This is a genomic window from Larkinella soli, from assembly GCF_003703975.1.
Classification (GTDB): Bacteria; Bacteroidota; Bacteroidia; order Cytophagales; family Spirosomataceae; genus Larkinella; species Larkinella soli.
Genome location: NZ_QTJY01000002.1, coordinates 122,335 through 144,103, shown reverse-complemented (window position 1 = coordinate 144,103; position 21,769 = coordinate 122,335). Strand labels below are relative to the sequence as shown.

14 protein-coding genes and 1 pseudogene are annotated in these 21,769 nt (G+C 57.8%); 13 read left to right on the top strand and 2 right to left on the bottom strand.

The window, feature by feature from the left end:
• The first annotated feature begins 139 nt into the window (after window positions 1-139).
• Window positions 140-2,410 carry an NADP-dependent malic enzyme gene (locus DX909_RS06830; protein WP_128544404.1) on the top strand — a complete coding sequence of 757 codons (2,271 nt, stop codon included), beginning with the start codon at window positions 140-142 and terminating at the stop codon, window positions 2,408-2,410.
• Window positions 2,411-2,450: 40 nt separating this feature from the next.
• On the opposite strand, the gene DX909_RS06825 is transcribed toward DX909_RS06830, so the two are convergent.
• A complete protein-coding gene (locus DX909_RS06825; RefSeq protein WP_128544403.1) occupies window positions 2,451-2,942 on the bottom strand; it encodes a DUF4385 domain-containing protein in 492 nt (163 codons plus the stop codon).
• 86 nt (window positions 2,943-3,028) lie between these two features.
• On the opposite strand from DX909_RS06825, the gene modA reads away from it, so the two are divergent.
• The 12 genes and pseudogenes from modA to DX909_RS06765 all read left to right on the top strand — a co-directional run bounded on the left by modA (window position 3,029) and on the right by DX909_RS06765 (window position 20,902).
• A complete protein-coding gene (gene modA, locus DX909_RS06820) occupies window positions 3,029-3,766 on the top strand; it encodes a molybdate ABC transporter substrate-binding protein (protein WP_229310972.1) in 738 nt (245 codons plus the stop codon).
• Entirely contained in the window at window positions 3,763-4,434 is a 672-nt protein-coding gene (gene modB / locus DX909_RS06815) for a molybdate ABC transporter permease subunit (protein WP_128544402.1), read from the top strand. The genes modA and modB overlap by 4 nt, the downstream gene beginning before the upstream one ends.
• Window positions 4,434-4,931 (top strand): annotated as a pseudogene (locus tag DX909_RS30160) (sulfate/molybdate ABC transporter ATP-binding protein); the annotation flags it as partial. The gene modB and the pseudogene DX909_RS30160, both read left to right, overlap by 1 nt.
• Before the next feature lie 898 nt (window positions 4,932-5,829).
• The gene (locus DX909_RS06805) at window positions 5,830-6,666 is read left to right on the top strand and encodes an MBL fold metallo-hydrolase (RefSeq protein ID WP_128544400.1); all 837 of its coding nucleotides are present in this window, start codon (window positions 5,830-5,832) and stop codon (window positions 6,664-6,666) included.
• A gap of 97 nt (window positions 6,667-6,763) precedes the next feature.
• Window positions 6,764-7,540: a patatin-like phospholipase family protein gene (locus DX909_RS06800; RefSeq protein ID WP_128544399.1), complete on the top strand. Its 777-nt coding sequence runs from the start codon at window positions 6,764-6,766 to the stop codon at window positions 7,538-7,540.
• 291 nt (window positions 7,541-7,831) lie between these two features.
• The gene (locus DX909_RS06795) at window positions 7,832-10,837 is read left to right on the top strand and encodes a SusC/RagA family TonB-linked outer membrane protein (RefSeq protein ID WP_128544398.1); all 3,006 of its coding nucleotides are present in this window, start codon (window positions 7,832-7,834) and stop codon (window positions 10,835-10,837) included.
• 66 nt (window positions 10,838-10,903) lie between these two features.
• On the top strand, window positions 10,904-12,304 hold the full coding sequence (locus tag DX909_RS06790; protein WP_128544397.1) for a RagB/SusD family nutrient uptake outer membrane protein: 1,401 nt from the start codon (window positions 10,904-10,906) through the stop codon (window positions 12,302-12,304).
• A 273-nt stretch (window positions 12,305-12,577) separates the two neighbouring features.
• Window positions 12,578-15,619: a SusC/RagA family TonB-linked outer membrane protein gene (locus DX909_RS06785; RefSeq protein ID WP_128544396.1), complete on the top strand. Its 3,042-nt coding sequence runs from the start codon at window positions 12,578-12,580 to the stop codon at window positions 15,617-15,619.
• Window positions 15,620-15,651: 32 nt separating this feature from the next.
• Window positions 15,652-17,031: a RagB/SusD family nutrient uptake outer membrane protein gene (locus DX909_RS06780; protein ID WP_128544395.1), complete on the top strand. Its 1,380-nt coding sequence runs from the start codon at window positions 15,652-15,654 to the stop codon at window positions 17,029-17,031.
• Between the two features lie 46 nt (window positions 17,032-17,077).
• Window positions 17,078-17,905 (top strand): Calx-beta domain-containing protein, encoded by an 828-nt coding sequence (locus tag DX909_RS06775; RefSeq protein WP_128544394.1) that lies wholly within the window; start codon window positions 17,078-17,080, stop codon window positions 17,903-17,905.
• Between the two features lie 31 nt (window positions 17,906-17,936).
• Window positions 17,937-18,425, top strand: a complete 489-nt coding sequence (locus tag DX909_RS06770) for a hypothetical protein (protein WP_128544393.1) — start codon at window positions 17,937-17,939, stop codon at window positions 18,423-18,425.
• A 65-nt stretch (window positions 18,426-18,490) separates the two neighbouring features.
• On the top strand, window positions 18,491-20,902 hold the full coding sequence (locus DX909_RS06765; protein ID WP_128544392.1) for a M43 family zinc metalloprotease: 2,412 nt from the start codon (window positions 18,491-18,493) through the stop codon (window positions 20,900-20,902).
• Window positions 20,903-20,971: 69 nt separating this feature from the next.
• Here DX909_RS06765 and DX909_RS06760 read toward each other — a convergent pair whose 3' ends face one another.
• Window positions 20,972-21,586 (bottom strand): hypothetical protein, encoded by a 615-nt coding sequence (locus DX909_RS06760; RefSeq protein ID WP_128544391.1) that lies wholly within the window; start codon window positions 21,584-21,586, stop codon window positions 20,972-20,974.
• Window positions 21,587-21,769: the final 183 nt, after the last annotated feature.

Here is a 21,769-nt window from a genome sequence, read left to right as displayed (position 1 = left end):
GTTAAAGAAAACCCCTACCTGAACCGGTGGGGGTTTTCTTTTTCGGAGCCTTCGGTAGCCGGTTTTTCCTTACCTTAGCGACCCGGTCCGAACCAGCGACCGACCGTTCCTCATCCTGACCATCCTGATATCGCACTGTATGGAGAAAAAAATCCGCCGGGAAGATGCTCTCGAATACCACGCCAAAGGGCGCCCGGGCAAAATCGAAGTCATACCTACCAAAGAAACCAATACCCAGCGCGACCTGTCGCTGGCCTATTCCCCCGGCGTGGCCGAACCCTGCCTCGAAATCGCCGGAAACCTCGAAGACGTCTATAAATATACGGCCAAAGGCAACCTCGTCGCCGTCATCAGCAACGGAACGGCCGTGCTGGGGCTGGGCGACATCGGCCCCGAAGCGGGCAAGCCCGTCATGGAAGGAAAGGGCCTGCTGTTCAAAATCTACGCCGATATCGACGTGTTCGACATCGAACTGAATACCAAAAACGTCGACGAGTTCGTCCGTACCGTCAAGATTCTGGAACCGACCTTCGGCGGGGTCAACCTGGAAGACATCAAAGCCCCGGAATGTTTCGAGATCGAGGAACGGCTCAGGACCGAACTGAACATTCCGGTCATGCACGACGACCAGCACGGGACGGCCATCATCTCCGCGGCCGCGCTGCTGAACGCTCTCGAAATCGTGAAAAAGAAAATCGGTGAGGTCCGGATCGTCGTCAACGGCGCCGGGGCTTCGGCCATCTCCTGCACCAAACTCTATATTGCCCTCGGAGCCGATCCGGACAACCTCGTCATGTGCGACAGCAAGGGCGTCATCCGTGCCGACCGGACCGACCTCGACGACCGCAAACGCTCATTTGCCACCGACCGCGACCTGCATACCCTTCAGGAGGCCATGACGGGCGCCGACGTGTTCATCGGCCTGTCGAAAGGAAACACGGTATCGCAGGACATGGTGCGCTCGATGGCTTCCGACCCCATCGTGTTTGCCATGGCGAACCCGACGCCCGAGATTTCCTACCCCGAAGCCGTCGACGCCCGCAGGGACATCATCATGGCGACGGGGCGGTCCGATTACCCGAACCAGGTCAACAACGTGCTCGGGTTTCCCTTCATTTTCCGGGGCGCCCTCGACGTCCGGGCGACGGAGATCAACGAAGCCATGAAGCTGGCCGCCGTCCATGCCCTGGCCGATCTGGCGAAAAAGCCGGTTCCCGACATCGTCAACCTGGCCTACGGCGAAGCCAATCTGATGTTCGGCCGGAACTACATCATTCCGAAACCGGTCGATCCGCGGCTGCTGGTGACGGTGGCTCCGGCCGTGGCCCGTGCGGCCATCGCGTCGGGCGTCGCCAAACACCCCATCGAAGACTGGGAAGCCTACGAGCACCAGCTCGCCCGGCGGCTGGGACACGACAACCAGATTTCCCGGGTGATCCTGAACAAAGCCAAATCCGACCCGAAACGGGTGGTTTTTGCGGACGCCGAAAATCTGAAGGTACTGAAAGCCGCCCAGCAGGTGCGCGACGAGGGCATCGCCTTTCCGATTCTGCTTGGAGAAGAAAGCCGCATCCGCTCCCTGATTACGGAAAACAACCTCGACCTGGGCAACATTCCCGTCATCGACCCGCGGGCGCCGGAGCAGGAGGAGCTCTCCCGTAAGTTTACCGAACTCTTTTACGGCAAGCGGCAGCGAAAGGGCGTTACGGCCCCCGAAGCCCGCCGGCTGATGTACTTCCGCAACTACTTTGGGGCGATGATGGTCGAAACCGGGGAAGCCGACGCCCTGATTTCGGGCCTGACCCGCAACTACCCGGACACCATCCGCCCGGCGCTGCAGGTGATCGGGAAGGAAGCCGGGGTGCAGCGCGTGGCCGGGATGTATATCCTGCTGACGAAGCGCGGCCCGCTGTTCTTTTCCGACACGACCGTGAACTTCAACCCGACGGTCGAGGAGATCGTCGAAATCACCGAACTGACCGCGCAGGCCGTCGAACGCTTCAACATCCGGCCCCGGATTGCCCTGGTGACCTATTCGAACTTCGGCAGCGCCCGGGGCGAAGACGCCCAGAAGATGAACCGGGCCGTCGAGATTCTCCAGCGGAAACACCCCGATCTGATCGTGGACGGCGAAATTCAGGCCCACCTGGCGTTCAATACCGAACTGCTGGCGCAGAATCACCCGTTCAGCAAACTGGTGGAGGAAGGGGCCAATACGCTCATCTTCCCGAACCTTTCGGCCTCGAACATCGCCTACAACCTCATGTCGGAAGCCGCCGGTTTCGATGCCATCGGGCCGATTCTGGTGGGCCTGCGCAAGCCGGTTCACGTCCTGCAACTCGGTTCGTCGGAGCGTGAGATCGTCAACATGGTGGCGATTGCCGTCGTGGAGGCCCAGGGAAAATGCTGACAAGACGTTCCGGCGCTCCGGCGTACCGGCGTACCGGCGGTTATCCTTTTTCTTCCTGCCACTGTTTTCGCAGCCGTTTGTAGTCGGGGTCTTCGCGGGCGAGCAGGTATTTTTCCCGGAAGACGGCCGCACTTTCGGCTTTCACCGGATCGGTGTCGAGCGGAAGGGTTTCCCGGCCGTGGCTGCCGCTGCGGCCCTTCTGATCGTCGGGAACGGGGCCGTCGTATTTTTTGCCGCTGCGGTGGTTGGCATACCGCCGGGACCGAGTCACGCCCATCTGAAGAAATTTCCGGGCCATGTCCATCCCGACGAAATCGCCCTGCTTCCTGTATTCCAGGAATAAGGCGTAAATCTTCTCCGACGACTCCCGAGCAATTTCGGGCGTTTTAAACCGCCAGTGGGGGAGGATTTCGGATTTATACGGCTCGACCAGCAGGACGCCCTGCTCTCCCTTTCCGACGCGATACAGTTCCGGGTGTTTCCGCAGGTCGAGGTTCCGGTAATCGAGTGAATAATCGAAGGGAGTTGGCATGGGATGCGTCTTTGGGTTGAGACGGGTTTAACCTAAAATCCTTACCTTTGGTTTTGTCGAAAAATCGGAAAAGAACATTTCCTGGTATGCGTAACGGGCTGTTTTTGCTCCTGATGCTGGTGGGTGTGCAGGCCGGCGCCCAGAAGGTCCGGGTGGCCGTGGCGGCCAACGCCCAGTTCGTCATGGAGAAACTTCAGGAAGAATTTGAGCGCCAGTCGGCCCTGAAGCTGGAACCCATCGTCAATTCTTCAGGCAAGCTCACGGCCCAAATCCGTCAGGGCGCGCCGTTCGACCTGTTTCTCTCGGCCGATATGGCGTATCCCCAGGCGCTGGTCGAATCCGGGCAGGCCGTCGGCAAACCCCGGATCTATGCTTACGGGGTGCTGGTGCTCTGGACCCGCCCCGAACTGAAGACGGGGGCAAACCTTTCAGGGCTGACCGATGACCGGATTCGGAAAATTGCCGTCGCCAATCCGAAAACCGCTCCCTACGGCTCTGTGGCCATGGAGGTGCTGACCAGGCAGCACCTGCGTTCACGGATCGAGTCGAAGATTGTTTACGCGGAAAGCATCGCCCAGGTGAATCAGTACATCGTTTCGGGGGCGGTCGAAGCGGGGTTTACGGCCAAATCCGTGGTTCTGGAGCCGGGTTTCAATGGGAAGGGCCGCTGGGCGGAGGTGCCGGGTGCCGCTCCCATCGCCCAGGGCGTAGTGCTGCTGAAAAATGCCGCTCCTGCCGCCCGGAAGTTTTATGAATTTCTGTTTTCGGCCAGGGCCCGGGCTATTTTTCGGCAATATGGATACCGCCTTCCCGACCGCTCATGACCGATTTCGACTGGCAGCCGCTCCTGCTGACCCTCCGGCTGGCAACCGTTACCACCCTTCTGCTCCTGATTCTGGGCATTCCGATTGCCGGATGGCTGGCTCATTCCCGTTTCCGGCTGAAACCGGTGGTCGAAGCCGTCATCAGCCTGCCCCTGGTGCTGCCGCCCTCGGTGCTGGGCTTCTACTTTCTGCTGGCGTTCAGCCCGACGAGCTTTTTGGGCGGGCTGCTGCAATCCTGGTTCAACGTCCGCCTGCTGTTCACTTTCGAGGGACTCGTGGCGGCTTCGCTCTTTTACAGCCTGCCGTTTATGGTGCATCCGATTCAGGCCGGGCTTGAAAATCTGCCGGTTTCTCTAAAAGAGGCCTCCTACACGCTCGGGAAATCCCGCCGGCAGACCCTGTTCCGGGTGCTTCTGCCCAACATCAAACCCTCTCTGCTGACGGGCATCGTGCTTTCTTTTGCGCATACGATCGGCGAGTTCGGGCTGGTCCTGATGATCGGCGGCAACCTGCCCGGCCAGACCCGGGTGGCCTCCGTCGCCATTTATGATGAGGTGGAACTGCTGCATTATGAGACAGCCAATGCCTATTCACTCTTGCTGCTGGCAGTCTCGTTTGGTATTTTGCTGGCCGTTTACGCCATCAACAAACGGTGGGTGACCTTTTGATGCCGACGATTCAACTTCGCGCCTGGATGCCGCTTCAGTTCGCCACCGGTCCGGGCGACCTTCAGGTCGATCTGACTTTCGAAACCGGCAGCCTGACGGGGCTGTACGGCCCTTCCGGTTCGGGAAAGACGACCCTGTTACGCATTCTGGCCGGTCTGGCAACCCCGCAAGCCGGCTTCCTGTCGGTCGACGGCGAGGTCTGGCTCGATACCGAACGGCGCATCGACCGCCCGGCCCAACAACGCCGGGTGGGGATGGTGTTTCAGGATGCGGCCCTCTTTCCAAACATGACCGTCCTGGAAAACGTCCGGTATGCTACCGAAAACAAACGGGACGACATGGTGGACGAATTGCTGGAACTGGCGGGCCTGCAGGGGCTGGCCGGCCGGAAACCGGCGACGCTTTCGGGCGGGCAACGGCAGCGGGTGGCGCTGATCCGGGCACTGGCCCGCCGGCCCGGGCTGCTGCTGCTCGATGAGCCCTTTTCGGCCCTGGACCGCGAAACCCGTCAGCAGCTGCTGGCGGACCTGGTGCGGCTGCACCGCCGGTTCGGAACGACGACGCTGCTCGTCAGTCATCAGCAGGAAGAAATATTCAGGACCGCCGACCGGCTGGTCGAAATGGAGCAGGGGCGGGTTCGGTTCAACGGCACCCCCACGTCTTTGCCGGGGCGATCCGACCAGGCCGTCAGCGGGACCATCGTCGGGATGCATACCGGGAAGGAAGGCAGTGAGGTCACCATCGGCCTGGACGGCACGACCGTCGTCATCAAGGCCGAAACCCCGCCGGCCCACTGGAGAGAGGGAGAAAAATTGAGCGTATGGACCGAAAAAAAGCGGGAGGAATAAAAAGAAAAATCCCCGGAATCTCTGGTCCGGGGATTTTTACTACCATTTTTCTCTGTCCTACCTACCTTGCCCCGTTAAGGACAAGGCTCAAAAAAGACCGGTACAACCTTTCCTGACAAACGCTCCAGTCTATCAGAAATTCTGCGTCGGACTTTCCGGTTGATCACTTATTTGCAAGCGAAATCTTAAATATCGTTGATCAGCCAAGCTGAAAATGGATTTCTAAATCAGGAAGTTAACGTGCTGAAATAAGCTCCCTTTCAAAACATTCCCCTTGAGATTGAAGCGGGGAAGTACAAGAAAGATAGAGCAAAAATCCTGCCTCATTTGAAGCGGAGTGGAGGAAGATTTAACATTTTCATACACGTCAAGTAACCAATATTGATTCAAAGGTAAGAACTGTGTCTGGCAAATGCAAGTTAAATCTTCGCAAACAATATATTTACTTATGGTAATATAATTTGCTGCTGCACGACCTGTGTCAATAATAATCGCTTTTGTCCGAAAAACCATTGCGCAAACCAAAACGTTTACTCATTTTTCGGGTATGACTGTACATACGATTGATACCGGCCTGTTCAAACTGGATGGGGGCGCCATGTTCGGAGTGGTTCCGAAAGCACTATGGAATAAACAGAATCCGGCCGACGAAAACAACCGATGCACCTGGGCGATGCGGTGCCTGCTCCTGGAAACCGGCAATCGGCTGGTGCTGGTCGACACGGGGCTGGGCGATAAGCAGGACTCCCGGTTTTTCAGCCATTACGAACCGCACGGCGATGCCAGCCTGCCTGATTCGATCAAAAAGGCGGGTTTTTCGGAAACGGATGTCACGGACGTGCTGCTGACACATCTGCATTTCGACCATGTCGGCGGGGCGGTTCGGCGGGAAGGAGAGAAACTCCGGCCCACGTTTCCCAACGCCCTGTACTGGTGTCATGGCGGCCATTGGCAATGGGCCACCCAGCCCAATCCGAGGGAGAAAGCTTCCTTCCTTTCCGAGAATATTCTGCCGCTCCAGGAAAGCGGGCAGTTACACTTTGTCGATGAAACTCCTTTTTTGTTGTCTGATAATTCATTCCTTTTCGTGGACGGACATACCGAAAAAATGACGCTTCCGATTATTCGGGTTGGCGGGCGGACGGTGGCTTTCGTTGCTGATCTGATTCCGTCGGCAGCTCATATTTCGTTGCCCTGGGTCATGAGTTACGACGTTCGGCCGCTGATTACCATGGAGGAAAAAGCACGGCTGCTCCGGCAGGCCGCCGAAGAAGACTGGGTGCTGGTATTTGAACATGACCCGGTTACCGAGGCCGCTACGGTGGAAGAAACGGAGAAAGGCGTCCGCATCCGGGAACGGGGACGACTGATGGACTTTATCTGATAATCGGCGAAATGAATGTCCGGTTTCCGGTTGTCGTGTTTTTCGTTAATTTCAGGTTGGGTCCGAAACCCGCCGTAGGTTTTAAGGTTTCTTTAAGATGAAAATCGGATTAGTGTTATCGGGGGGAGGAGCCAGGGGCATGGCCCATCTGGGGGCCGTCAAAGCCCTTCAGGAGCAGGGAATCGGCTTCGACCGGATTGCCGGAACCAGCGCCGGCGCTTTTGTGGGGGCCCTGCTCGGCAACGGCTATTCGCCCGACGAAATTCTGAAAATGGTTGAGGCCATGCCTTTCCTGCGGTATGTCCGTCCTGCCTTCACGCGCATGGGCCTGCTCCGGCTCGACCGTCTGGAACAATTGATCCGCCCTTTTTTTCCGGATGACCGGTTCGAAGCATTGAAGATACCGCTGCACGTCGTAGCGACCGACCTGAACGCGGGTGAACTGGTGGTATTCGAAGAAGGCGAACTGGTGCGGCCGGTCCTGGCCTCCTGCTGCCTGCCCGGCATCTTCGAACCGTACCGGATCAACCGGCGGCAGTATGTGGACGGGGGCGTCTTGAACAATATGCCGGTGGAAGTCATTGAAAACAAGGTCGATTTCGTCGTCGGCGTTCACTGCAACCCGTTTGGGCTTCAAAAGCCGATCTCGTCCATCAAGGGTGTTCTGGAGCGGAGCCTGATCCTGGCCGTTCAGAGCAAGACGAAGGAACGGTTCTCGAAGTGCAATCTCCTGATCGAACCCCCCGAACTAAGCCGGTTCGACGTTTTCGATCTCCGGCGGGCCCGCGAAATCTTCAGGGTCGGTTACCAACACGTCCATTCTCTGGAGAAAACCGTCGCCAGCCTCATGGCTCTCCCCAATCCTCAGGGGTAAAAATGGGTGAAACGGTAACATTAAGTTTCCCAAAACGTATACCCCAATAGTCTTTTAGATGCTCTTGTCTTCCTGAGCCGGTAAGGCTATGAGAATCAGCCAGTATTCTGCCTAAAAACAAGGTATAACTACTTAAGTAGGATATTTTTCGTATGCCTGCATACAATTTTTTTTGCCGTTACCGCATCTCTTCTCACCCTGTTTGCGTTAAATTGCGGTTAATTGTAGTAACCCGTTTTGGGTTATCTGGTATCCAATGTATTCTTATTTCAACAAACCTATCCTATTTCTATGAGAAGAAGGCTACTGCTAAGCTGTTTGCTGGTCACGCTGGTGTGGGTATCGGCTTTAGCGCAGGATCGGAGGGTAACGGGGAAAGTTACCTCATCCGAAGATGGTTCGGCTTTGCCGGGCGTGTCCATTCAGTTGAAAGGGACATCGCGCGGCACACAGAGCGATGCCAGTGGAAACTACTCAATCAATGTGCCTCCGGGCGGAGGCACGCTGGTGTTCAGTTTCATCGGAACGACCACCCAGGAGGTGGCCATCGGAAACCGCAGCACCATCGACATGCAGCTCGCCAACGACACCCGCGCGCTGAGTGAAGTGGTGGTGGTAGGGTACGGTACCCAGCAACGGCGTGACCTGACCGGTTCGCAGCTGACCGTGAAGGGGGATGAAATTGCCGCTCTGCCGGTGCAGACTTTTGAAACGGCCCTGCAGGGCCGGACGCCGGGCGTTCAGATCACTCAGGGGAGCGGAAAACTCGGAACCGCCCTTCAGATCCGCGTGCGCGGTGCGGCCTCCATCTCGGCCGGAAACGAACCGCTTTACGTTCTCGACGGAATTCCCATTACCTCGCAGGACGTCAACACGACCGATACGGAACTGTTCAGCCCGCTGGCCGACATCGACCCGAACGACATCGAATCCATTGAGATTCTGAAGGATGCGTCGGCTTCGGCTATCTACGGCTCGCGGGCCAGCAACGGGGTGGTGCTGATCACGACCAAGCGCGGAAAAGCCGGCCGGACCAACGTCCAGCTCGGCTATTATACCGGGATTACCAACCCGACCCGCATCCGTGAATTCCTGAATGGCCCCGAATACCTCGAACTGTTCCGGGAGTCGCTGACGAATGCCGGCATCGACCCGGCCGACCCCGTCGACGGATTCCCCGGCTACGGTCTGGACCCGAACTCGACCATCAACAGCGACTGGGCGGGAGCGGCTTTCCGCCAGGGTTCGGTCAATCAGGCCAACTTCGGCATCAACGGCGGGAACGAGAAAACCCGCTTCAGCCTGACCGGCGCCACCAACAACCAGGTAGGCTTCATCATCGGTAATAAATTCAACCGGAACAACATCCGGCTGAATCTCGACCACAACATCAGCAACAAGTTTTCGATCGGAACCAGCATTGCCTTCTCCCGCGTCAACAACAAGAAAGTACCGGGCGACAACGCTTTCTCGAACCCTGTTCAGCTGAACGCCCTGCCGCCGATCCAGGCCATCAATAATCCGAACGATCCGACCGGTTACAACCGTGGGACGCTGTATTACAACAACCTGGTCGAGCTCAACAACGCCTACAATTACGCCCGGACTTTCCGGACCTTCGGGAACCTGTTCGGACAGTATCAGATCGTGCCGGGCCTGTCGTTCCGTTCGGAATACGGCTTCGACATTCTGAACCTTCAGGAGGAAATCTACCAGGGCCGTCTGACCGAAGACGGGGCACCGACCGGCTACGGCTACCAGTCGCAGACCCGCGTGAACAACTGGACGACCAACAACACGCTGAGTTATCTGAAGAACTTCGGTGACGTACACAGCCTCGACGTTCTGGCCGGTATCACCTACCAGGAGCAGAACATTCAGGATGTCCGGGCCGAAGCCCGTAATTTCCCGAACGATAAGTTTCAGACCCTGTCGAGCGCCAGCCAGAAACGGGATGCCAGCTCCAATGAGACGGGCTTCAGCATCGTTTCCTACCTGGCCCGCGCCAATTATAAATTCCGCGACCGGTATCTGCTCAGCCTGACGGGCCGTCTCGACGGTTCCTCGCGCTTCGGGACCAACAACCGGTACGGTTTCTTCCCCTCAGCCTCCGTCGGCTGGATTCTGAACGAGGAGCCGTTCATCAAAAACGCACTTCCGTCGCTCAGCCTTCTGAAGCTGCGGGCGAGCTATGGTCTGACCGGTAACTCCGAAATCGGCAACTTTGCTTCCCGGGGTCTGTACAACGCCATCAACTACGCCGATCAGGTCGGAATCCGGCCGACGCAGGTGGCTAACTCCGATCTGCGGTGGGAACGCTCGACCCAGTTCGACCTTGGTCTGGAGTTCGGTTTCCTCAACAACCGCGTGAACGGCCAGATCGACGTTTATAACAAAGTGACCGACGACCTGCTGCTGAACGTTCCGCAGCCGGCCATCAACGGGTTTACGACCATCGCCCGCAACGTGGGCAGCCTCCGGAACCGCGGTCTGGAATTCAGCATCACTTCACAGAACCTGGTGGGCGCGTTCCGCTGGTCGACCAACTTCAACATTTCGTTCAACCGGAACCGGGTAACGAAGCTGAACGTGTCGCCGATCCGGGCCAACTCCCGCTTCCTGAGCTACGTGACGGAAGGCCAGCCGCTGGGGGTGTTCTACGGCAAGAAGTACGTCGGCGTCGATCCGCAGACCGGCGATGCCCTGTATGAAGGGTCGGACGGCAAACCGACGAGCGATTACGCTTCGGCGCCGGAGAGGTTCGTGGGCAACCCGAACCCGGATTTCACGGGCGGTCTGACCAACAACTTCTCGTACAAAGGCTTCGATCTGAGTGTGCTGTTCCAGTTCGTCTACGGAAACGACATCTTCAATACGGCCGGTCTGTTCCAGTCCGTCAACGGCGATTATTTCGACAACCAGACCCGGGACCAGCTGCGTCGCTGGCAGAAGCCGGGTGACGTTACGGACGTGCCCCGGGCCGAATTCGGAGCCGCCAACGGGACGGGCACCTCGTCACGCTGGGTACAGGACGGCTCGTTCCTGCGCCTGAAGACGGTAACGCTGGGCTACAACCTGCCGAGCCGACTGGTGAAAAAAGCGTTCATCCAGACGGCCCGCGTGTATGTATCGGGTCTGAACCTGCTGACGTTCACGGATTATAACGGGTACGACCCCGAAGTGAGCACCCAGTATGTAAACTCGACCAACCAGCAGGCCAACATTGCGCTGGGTCACGATTTTTATACGCCCCCGCAGGCCCGGACCATTACGTTTGGTGTAAACCTCGGTTTTTAATCCACTGTCTTGGCCCGGCGGTACTTCCGATTTCCGCCGGGCAGGGCGAAACCTGACTTAAATTCAATGAAAAAAACAATCATATCTTTCGGTCTGGCACTGACGTTGGGCGTAACGTCCTGCGATAAGCGGCTGGATATCGAACCCCGTCAGTCGGTCGATGCGGCAACGGCGCTGTCGTCGGCTCAGGACATCGAAAGTGCGCTGGTCGGCGCCTATGGCGTACTGCCCGCCCAGTTGGGTGGCGGCCTGGCCGATGCCGAACTCTATGGTACGAACCTGAATCTGCTGGCCGAACTGCTGGCGTCGGACAATTACGTGGCCTGGCGCGGTACGTTCGCCGGTTACCGGGAGGTGACCAACCGGCAGATGCTGGCAACCAACTCGGAAGCCCAGCGGACCTGGATCGTCGCCTATCAGGTGATCAACGTGGCCAACAGCGTGCTGGGGGCCCTCGACAAAGTGTCGGACGCCGAACAGAAAGCGGCTTTCGAAGGCGAAGCCCGTTTCCTGCGGGGCATCATGTATTTCGAGCTGGTCCGGCTGTTCGGCCTTCCCTGGGGTGCTACGGCGGCCAATGACCAGCCGGGCGTACCGCTGATTACGCGGGCCACGCTCTCCCAGGAGCAGGCGGCTGAAACCCAGCCGCGCGCTACGGTGGCGCAGGTGTACACCCAGGTGATCGATGACCTGACTAAAGCGTCGACGCTGCTGCCGGAAGACAACGACGTGCGGGCCGATAAATTCTCCGCCCTCGGTTTTCTGTCACGGGTGTATCTGCAGCAGTCCGACTATGCCAAAGCGCTGGCGGCCGCCAATGAGGTCATTGCTTCCGGTAACTTCCAGCTCAACTCCAGCGTCACGGGGCCGTTCACGAACCGGAACTCGGACGAAAGCATCTTTGAAATTCAGGAGAATACGCAGAATAACCCAGGTACGTCCAACGACGGTCTGACGACGTTTTATGCCAGCATTCCTTCCGGCGGTTCGGCCGTTGGCCGGGGTGACGTTCAGGTGCTGAACGGCTTCGTCGAATCTTACAATCCGAACGACCTCCGCCGGAAAAACCTGTTCTACATCGGTTTCAAGGGCGCCGGAACCCGGTATTATTCAGGCAAATGGACCGACTTCGGCGGAAACATCCCGATCATCCGGCTGGCCGAAATCCTGCTGACCCGCGCCGAATGCAACCTCCGGCTGAATTCGGCCGTGGGGGCGACCCCGGCGGCCGACCTGAATGCCGTTCGCGCCCGGGCGGGCGTTCCGGCCATCGCGGCTCCGACCGTGGCCGACGTGCTGAAAGAACGTCAGCTGGAACTGGCGTTTGAAGGCGTGCGGATTCACGACATCAAGCGGACCAAAGGAAAAACGGGTGAGTTAAACTGGAACGATCCGAAACTGGTGCTGCCCATTCCGCAGCGGGAGATCGACGCCAACTCCCAACTGACTCAGAATGCGGGTTACTGATCCCAAAGAGAGCACTTCAAAAAACGCCGGACTCGTAGTCCGGCGTTTTTTATGGGGTCAGCTACAACGGTTTACCAGGATTCTGCGTCATGGTGAATGTTGAACAATTATTTTATTTGGTATACATCGGAGAGGTCTTGCTTATCGTTTAGTATAATAGCAGTTACGAAGCGTTTATTATATTGAAAAATCAGTATATTGTTGTACAATTATCTGGTCCTGGGAAATCGGTCAAGCGGCTCCCGACGGATTCAAAACACCTGTTAGCCTTACATGAGAAACCATTACAGTTCGATTTTCATTTGGTTGTTCCTCATCGTCCTTACGGGTCCTTCGGCACTGGCGCAAATCCGCCGGGTGACGGGGCGGGTGACGGCTCAGGACGGTACGACCCTGCCCGGCGTCAACGTCGTTGTCAAGGGAACGACCACCGGGGTCAGTACGGACGCCAACGGGAACTATACCATCAGCGTCCCCGACGACCGTGACGTCCTGACTTATTCTTCCATCGGTCTTGTCGCTCAGGACATCACCATCGGCGGCCGTTCCGTCATCAACGTTCAGATGGCGGAGTCGGTCAACGAGCTGGCTCAGGTCGTCGTGACCGGCTATAACTCGGCCCAGAAGAAGGACATCACCGGTTCGATCGTTTCCATCACCAGCGATAAATTCAAGGAGATTCCCGTAGCGAGCGTCGACCAGGCGCTGCAGGGACAGGCTTCGGGCGTGCTCGTGACGCAGTCGTCCGGAACGCCGGGGGGCGGTATCACGGTCCGGGTCCGGGGCAGCACTTCCATTTCGGCCAGCAACCGTCCGCTTTTCATCGTCGACGGCGTCCCGGTGGAAGACGGCTTTCTGTCGTCGCGGGATTTCGGCGGGCAGAACGACAACGCCTTCTCGCTGATCAACCCCAACGATATCGAGTCGATTCAGGTACTGAAAGATGCTTCGGCCAAAGCCATTTACGGGTCGCGGGCAGCCAACGGAGTTGTGCTGATTACCACCAAGAAGGGGAAAGCCAACCAGAAAACCACCTTCGTCGCCGACATCCAGCGCGGGATGACCGAGGTCGTTCGCCGGCCGGACCTGCTGAATTCGACCGAACTGCTGGAACTTCAGCGGGAAGCCGTCACCAATGCCGGCCAGAACCCCGACAAGCTGGGGCTGATCAAAGGCGTCACCGACGGTGTCAATACCGAATGGGTGGATGCGGTGCTTCGCCGGGGGGTGTACCAGCAATACCAGCTCTCGGCTTCCGGCGGGAACGACCGGACCAACTTTTACATCAGCGGTAACTTCCGCGACGAGGAAGGCATCCAACTGAACAACCGCTTTACCCGGATGTCGGGCAAGTTCAGCTTCAGCCATAAGGCCAATTCGGCGCTTTCCTTCGGAAACGACATCACCCTCTCCCGGGCGCTCAACAAGCGGGTGAAAGGCGACAACTTCCTCGACGGCGTGTATTCCGGGGCCGTGAAAAGCCTGCCGTTTTATTCCCCTTACAACGAGCAGGGAAAACTCTATCGGCCCGGCGACCCCAACTACGCCGGTTTTCCGAACTTCAACCCGGTTGCCCAGGCGCTGTTGCCTCGTTTCGATACGTACACGGTCAAAATCCTCGGCGGCCTGTGGGCGGAATATGAATTGCTTCAGAACCTTCGGTTCAGGACGAAGGTCAGCGTCGATTATAACCAGGTGACGGAAGACCAGTTCGAATCGTCGGCCACGGCCATCGGCGGTTACCTCGAAAACGTCGGAGGGCAGGGTTACGGGGTCTATACCTCCGGCACCTATTCTACCTTTATCAGTACCAACACGCTCACTTACAACCATATCTTCAACGAAAAACACCGGATCAACGCCCTCGCCGGTTTTGAACTGCTTCAGCGGCAGGAACGAAGCGGAAGCGTTACGGGCCGGCTTTTCCCGAGCGACGACTTTACCTATATTACCTCGGCGGGGATCGTCGACAACGGGAGTTCCGGACTGGTCAAAAGCGGTTTGATCTCTACGTTCGGTGAGGTCCGTTATGATTACGACGACCGGTATCTGCTCACGCTGACCGGCCGCTACGACGGTTCCTCCCGGTTTGGCCGGGCGCGGCAGTTCGGCTTTTTTCCCTCGGCCTCGGTCGGCTGGCGGATTTCGCAGGAGAAGTTTATGGAGCAGTTCCGTAATCTGAACGAACTGAAACTCCGGGCCAGCTTCGGGTTTACGGGCAATGAGCGCATCGGCGACTTCCAGTACCTCGGCACCTGGGCGGCCTCGACCTACAGCGGGGCCACGGGTCTGGGTCCGGCGGCTCTGGCCAATCCGACCCTGCAATGGGAGCGGACGCGTGAAGCCAACGTCGGTCTGGACGTTTCCTTCTTCAACGGGCGGCTCGGCTTCACGGTCGAAGCCTACGACAACCTGACCGACCGGCTGCTGTTTGCCGAGCCGATCCCGGCCACCACCGGTTTCGGAACGCTGCAGGGGAACATCGGCCAGGTTTCCAACCGGGGGCTTGAACTGCAGATTTCGACCATCAACTTCGACCGGAACGGTTTCCGCTGGAGCACCGACTTCAACATTTCCCATAACCGCAACAAAGTGGTTCAGCTGGCCAGCGCCGAGCCGCTGTTCCGGGGCTACGACGGCAACGGCGTCAGCGGCACCAACGTCATCCTGCCCGGCCAGCCGCTCGGCACGTTCTGGGGCCTCAAGTTCCTCGGGGTCGATCCGGCCACGGGCGACGCCATCTACGACGACGTCAACGGCGACGGGCGCATCACCCCCGACGACGCGCAGGTAATCGGGAACGCCCAGCCGAAACTGTTCGGCGGAATTACCAACCGGGTTTCCTGGAAGGGCATCGAGCTGAACGTCTTTTTTCAGGGTTCCTACGGCAACAAAATCCTGAACTTTACCAGCGTCAGCTCGATCAACACCGGTGCCGACCTGCAGAGCAACCAGTCGCGGAAGGCGCTGGAACGCTGGCAGAAACCGGGCGACCTCACCAGCGTACCGCGCTATGTGTATCAGAATACCTACAATAACTACCACAGCAGCCGGTTTCTGGAAGACGGCTCGTACCTGCGTCTGAAAAACGTAGCCATCGGATACAACCTGCCGAAGAAATATGTCAGCCGGCTCCGGATCGTTTCCAACGCCCGGGTCTCGGTGTCCGGCACCAACCTCTGGACCCTGACCCGCTACACCGGCCCCGACCCCGAAGTGAGTACCCTCGACGGCTCCACCTCGGCGCAGGGGATCGACTATTTCACGGTTCCGCAGTACAAAACCCTGATGGTGGGCGTCACGCTGACCCTGTAACGAATCCAAAGATGGTGAACGACATAAGAGTTATGATGAGATTATTTCGATATAGTGCCCTGCTGATGGTGTTCTGGCTGGCCTCCTGCAAAGAAACCCTGGAGCCTCAGCCGGTCGACCTGCTGGTGGATGAACTGGTGCTGAATGAACCCAATGACGTGGAACCGGTTCGCGTGGGGGCCTACAGCGCCTTTCGGGGCATGGCTTCCCCGATGATGATCGCCGGGGATTTCATGGCCGACTACATCCGCCATAACGGTACCTTCTCGGATTACAGGGAACTGGGAACCAAGCAGGTCACGGCCGCCAACGGGGCTGTCGGTGCGCTCTGGGGCAGCATTTACCGGACGGTGTATCTGTCCAACTTCATTCATGAGCGTCTGCCGAACATCGCGGGCATTCCGGAAGCGACCCGTAAACAGGTGCTGGCCGAAGCCAAATTCCTGCGCGGGTTTGCCTATTTCATCGGCGCTTATACCTACGGCGACATGCCGAAAGTGACCACCACGGAGCAGGGCACGAACCGGTCGGTGCCGAAATCACCGAAAGCCGACATTCTGGCCTTCGCCCTCGAAGACCTGAAAACCGCCGAAGCCGATCTGGGCCAGGTGGAAGCCGGGTCCGGGACTACCATCGCCAATTCCACCTACGCCAACAAAACGACGGCCCGGGCAGCCCTCGCCCGGTTTTATCTGTACGGCAAAAACTGGGCGGAGGCCGAGCGGTATGCCACCCTCGTGATCGACTCGAAGCTCTTCAGTCTCGAGCCGAATTATGCCGACATCGTTCTGAAAGACTTTAACCGGGAATCCATTCTGGAAGTGGGCTACTCGCTCTCGGACGACCCGGGCACCGGCAACTTCGCCCTGAACAACCTGCTGGTGGGCCGCCGGGAGGTCATTCCTTCCGACCAGTTGGTTTTCTCCCTGCTTTCGGCCGAATCCGGCACGCGCCGGGCCACCGTCGAATTCAGTTCGGCCAACCTTAAGGGCGACGACAACGGCTGGACGGTGCTGAAGTACGGGACGGCTTCGGATGACAACAACAACATCGTCATCATGCGGCTGGCGGAAATGTACCTCATCCGGGCCGAAGCCCGCGCTCAGCTGGGTAAGCTGGCGGGTGCCAACGGCGCCGTGGCCGATCTGAACGTCCTGCGCAGCCGCGCCAAGGCCGCCAACGTCACCGCAGCCGCTCAGGCCGACGTCCTGACGGCCATCGAGCGGGAGCGGGTATACGAACTCGCCTTCGAGGGACACCGCTGGTACGACCTGGTCAGGACCGGCCGCGCCCAGGCCGTCATGTCGGCCTTTACGCCCAACTGGAACAGCCGCTATGAACGCTGGCCGATTCCGCAGAGTGAAATTCAGCGAAACCCGTCCCTGAAAGGACAGCAGAACCCCGGCTATTGAACGGGAGAAGCTTCAGGACCCATATCCGATTAAAACATTTAGTGGAATGAATTGGAAACGTATACAATCGGTCGTCTTTCTTTCCCTGCTTCTCGGAACCGCATTCTTTGCGTGTGAGAAGTCGGACATCGACCGCACCTTCGAAGGGCCTTATTTTGTCCGGTTTACCGACTCGTCGCTGACCTACAGGGAGAGTTTCAGCCAGCCGGTTGCGATCCGGGTTCACCACGTCGGTCCGCAGCTCAGCGAACCCATTACGGTGAATTATACCATCAGCGGAACCGCCCGGGAGGGGAAGGATTATGCCATCCAGGGGACCAAAGGAACCGTGACGATCCCCGCCAACCAGAGCTTCGGCGAGATTAAGGTGAAGCTGATCAACAACGCCAACAACATCCTGGAGTCGCAGACGCTGACCTTCACCCTGACGGGCGTTCAGCCCAGCAGCCTGAAGGTCGGACTGGGCAAGGAAGGCGTGCTGGGACGGTCGCTGACGTTTACCATTCAGGACGACTGTCTCTTCGGCGGGTCGTATACCGGGGTGCTGAAGGTGGGCAACCAGTCGGTTACCCTGAAAAACATCGCCATCTCCAGTACGGACTGTAAAACCTATACGATTGCGAACTGGAACATCGGGCTGTTCAGCCTGAACGCCATCAAGGTGCCGCTGAACTTTGTCGACAACGGGGATAACTCGCTGACGATTCCCGCCCAGGTGACCACCGAACTCCAGGCAGGATACGACACCGTTCGGGGAACCGGCTCCTGGAACCCGCAGAACCGGCAGATCACGCTGAATCTTCGGCTGAAGCTGCCCCGCGACAACGGGAAGGATACGACGCTGACCCTGCCGTTTACCTACATTCCGGAATAAGAAGGACTCTGTAAACCCTTACGCTTGAAGTATGAAATTCGCATTACGCTTCCTGTCACTGGCCCTGATCGGCACCGGAATATTTACCGGCTGCTCCGAAAAAGTAGAGCCGAAACCCGTGACCTACAGCCAGTTGCTGACCGGGACCGAAAAGAAAGCCTGGCGGCTGGTCACGTTCCAGGTCATGGACGAGGGAAAATCCGATGGGGTTCAGAATATCCAGGCGATCCTCCAGCCCTGCGAGGCCGACGACCAGTACGTTTTCCACGCCAATGCAGAACGTAAATTTGAATACACAAACGGAGCGTCCAAATGCGATGCTGCCGAGTCGGATGTGATCTTTGAGGATAACTGGTCGTTGGTCAACGGAAATGCCTCCCTGGAGTTTGCCCTGCCCGTTCTGGGCGGGAAGTTTCCCTGGACCATCAAAAACCTGACGGCCACCACGCTGACCATCGAGTATTATTTCCCGGACGTCGATGCCAGTTATCGATTTACGTTTAATTCCAATACCAAATAGTGCCGTTGCCGGATTGGCTCCGCAGGGTGGGGCGGCTTACTTTTTATTTTCGTAACCTTTCGACTATGTTTCAACGCTTACTTCCCATATTCCTTTTTCTTTCCTGTACGGCCGGCTGGGTTCGGGCGCAACAGATTCCGGCCTGGCAGCGGCTCTCCCAGCGGCCCACGGAGGAGAAATGCGCAACCATGCAGATGGATAGCGCGTTAAGAGCCCAGTATCCGGAGATGGGTACGCGGGAAGCCTTTGAGAAAACGCTCCAGGAGCGGATTGCCCAGATCAGGAAGCTGGAACGAACCGGCCGTCTTGCCGAGGCCGTGCTGACGATCCCGGTGGTGGTCCATGTCGTCCACGCCGGGGAATCCGTCGGAACGGGCCGCAACCTCAGCGAAGCGCAGATCAAGTCCCAGCTTGAGACGCTGAATGAGGACTTCCGGCGCAAGGTCGGAACCCGCGGTTTCAACGAAAACCCCCAGGGCGCCGACATCGAGATCGAATTCTGTCTGGCTGCGGTCAACCCGCAGGGCGGCACGATGAGCGAGCGCGGCATCGACCGTATCAACGGGGCCGCCAATTACGGCAAATCGACCTGGGGCAAAAGCGACATCGAAGGGGTGCTGAAGCCCAACACCTTCTGGGATCCCGAAAAATATTACAACATCTGGGTGCTCGACTTTGCCGCCAGCGACGACCGGCTGGTGGGTTACGCCCAGTTTCCGAGCCAGTCCAACCTGCCCGGCCTTTCTCCCAACTCGGGGGCGGGCAGTACGGACGGGGTCGTAATCCGGTACAACTCGTTCGGAAACTCCGAAAAAGGAAATTTCCCGGTGCTGCAGGCTCCTTACAATCTGGGCCGGACCCTGACCCACGAAACCGGTCACTGGCTCGGTCTGATCCACATCTGGGGCGACGCCAACTGCGGCAACGACTTCTGCGACGACACCCCTCCGCAGGCTTCCGAAAGCCGGGGCTGCCAGAAAGGGAGAACCAGCTGCGGCTCGACCAACATGGTGGAAAACTACATGGACTACTCGGACGACGCCTGTTTCAACATCTTCACCCGGGACCAGAAAGCCCGGATGCGGGCGGTCATGCAGTTCGCCGTTCGTCGGGCCAACCTGATCAACTCCAGCGTCTGCGGCTCGACGGTCGTCAGCCGGCCGGTACCCAACTTCCGGGCGGAAAGCCAGAAGATTCTGCTGGGCGGGCAGGTCCGGTTCACCGACCTTTCCACCAACTTCCCGAACCGCTGGGAATGGACGTTCGAGGGCGGCTCGCCGGCTACTTCCTCGGAGCAGAACCCCGTTGTGACCTATACGCAGCCGGGTAAATTCAAGGTGACGCTGGTAGTTTATAACAGCGCCGGCCAGTCGGCCCCCCTCGTCCGGGAGCAGTATATCGAAGTGCTGAACGTGGGCCTTTGCGCCGATCAGACCAACTTCAGCGGCACACCGACCGTGCTGCGGCAACCCGGTGGAACGGGCTATGTGGCCGGGCAGAACAGCCGGAAAACCACCGCCGTCTCCGAGTTTTTCGACAACTCGCTGAGTTATAACAACCTGAGTGGTACGTCATTGCGGTTCGGGGTGGCGAAGGCCGCCAAAGGGGCCCAGACCGAGTCGGTGGTGACCGTGACGGTCTGGAACGCCCGCGGATTCCAGAACGGCCCGGGCGCCGTCCTCGAAACCCGGGATATTCCCCTGCGGACCATCCTGGACGACGTTGCCAACAACCGGGCCACCAACATCGTCTTCGAACGAAACGTCAGGCTGGACGGGCTGCCGTTCCACATCGGGATCGAGCTGAACTATGCGGCCGGGGATACGGTGGCGCTGGTAACGACCCGCGACGGCGAATCACTGACGGGAACCTCCTGGGAGCGGAACCAGCAGGGCGAATGGGAGCGATATCGGGTGCGGCAGGGTCTGAACGTGGCTCACAACATCATCGCCCGCGTCGGCATGAAGCCTTCGGTACAGATTACGGTTTCGTCGCAGTTTGTGGCACCCGGCGAACCGGTGACGCTGAATGCCCGTGGGGCGAGTCTGTTCAGCTGGGCCGGAGAAAACCTGAGCAGCACCCTCGGTGCCCAGGTGACCGCCCGACCGACCCAGACCACCTCCTACACGGTAACGGGTTCGGGCCTCGACCTCTGCAACACGACCGCCACGGCCCGGATTTTTGTCCGGCCGGGATCGGTCACCGGCGTCCCGCAGATTACCGCCGACCAGGCGCTGGCCGTGTCGCCCAACCCGAACTTCGGCCAGACGACCGTGACGTTCCGCAACTCCCAACGCGGGACGCTGACGCTTTCCCTGCGCAGCGCAGCCGGTATCGAGGTGCTGAAGCAGCAGTACCAGAAAACCGAAGACGCCTTCGAACGCTCCCTCGACCTCCGGACGCTCCCGGCCGGCCTGTACCTAGTCGAAGTTCGGATCGGGGAGCAGGTGGTGCGGAAGAAAATTCTGAAGTACTAAATTATAGAGATAGAAAACCGGATGCCGGAGCTGCGCTGAACCGTGGCTCCGGCATCCGGGTGTTTGTGGTCAGTAAGCCATCATGCGGCTTTGTATTTTTTCTTTTGGCAGGTCGTAGAAGAAAATTACTTCAACAAATTTATCCTCACGGTTAAACGCAGGTTTTCGCCGGATGCCCACCGTCAGGTTTGGGTTAGCCTGAAGAGTCCGATATTCCACTATTCCGTGGCCAGGCAACACTTTTTTCAACGGTTCCGGCAAGGGTTCATTCCCGAACCGGTTCGTGTCAGACTGCAAGACGAACCGACGTTTAAAATCGTGCTCAACCACAGTGATTAGAGAGTCCATTGTTAAACCGCTATCCCGGAACTGGAAAATATAGGTATGGATTTTTCGGGCAAATAAAACTTCCTTAGGCTGGAATTCATTCTCAAAGTCTCTTTCCTCAGAGTGAAAATCGATCGACAGGTTATATCCACATTTTTTGTCCTCCAGATAATAATAGCCAGGCGGAGAAAAGAAAAGGCGATACTTCTTTACGGCCTCTTCTACCGTCAAGGGAAATTTCCATTTTTCTCCTGCGAATCTAAAGAATATAATCTCGCTGAAAACTTTGTCGCAATTATTATAAAGAGTAAAAAGTAAAAAATTAATTTGAAGTAAAATTACTTTTGATTTCGCCATATTTGATTGATCAATACCATAGAGCTAATTAAGAAGAGAAAAGAAGCGATAAAAAACCAGGTATTTCTATCGAGTACACCAGTGATGTTACTTGAAATAATTTTAATTCCTCTGTAAAAAATTGAAGTCCATAATATACCGACAAAAGCAAAAGTTAATATTTTGTTTGTTAGCTTCCCTTTG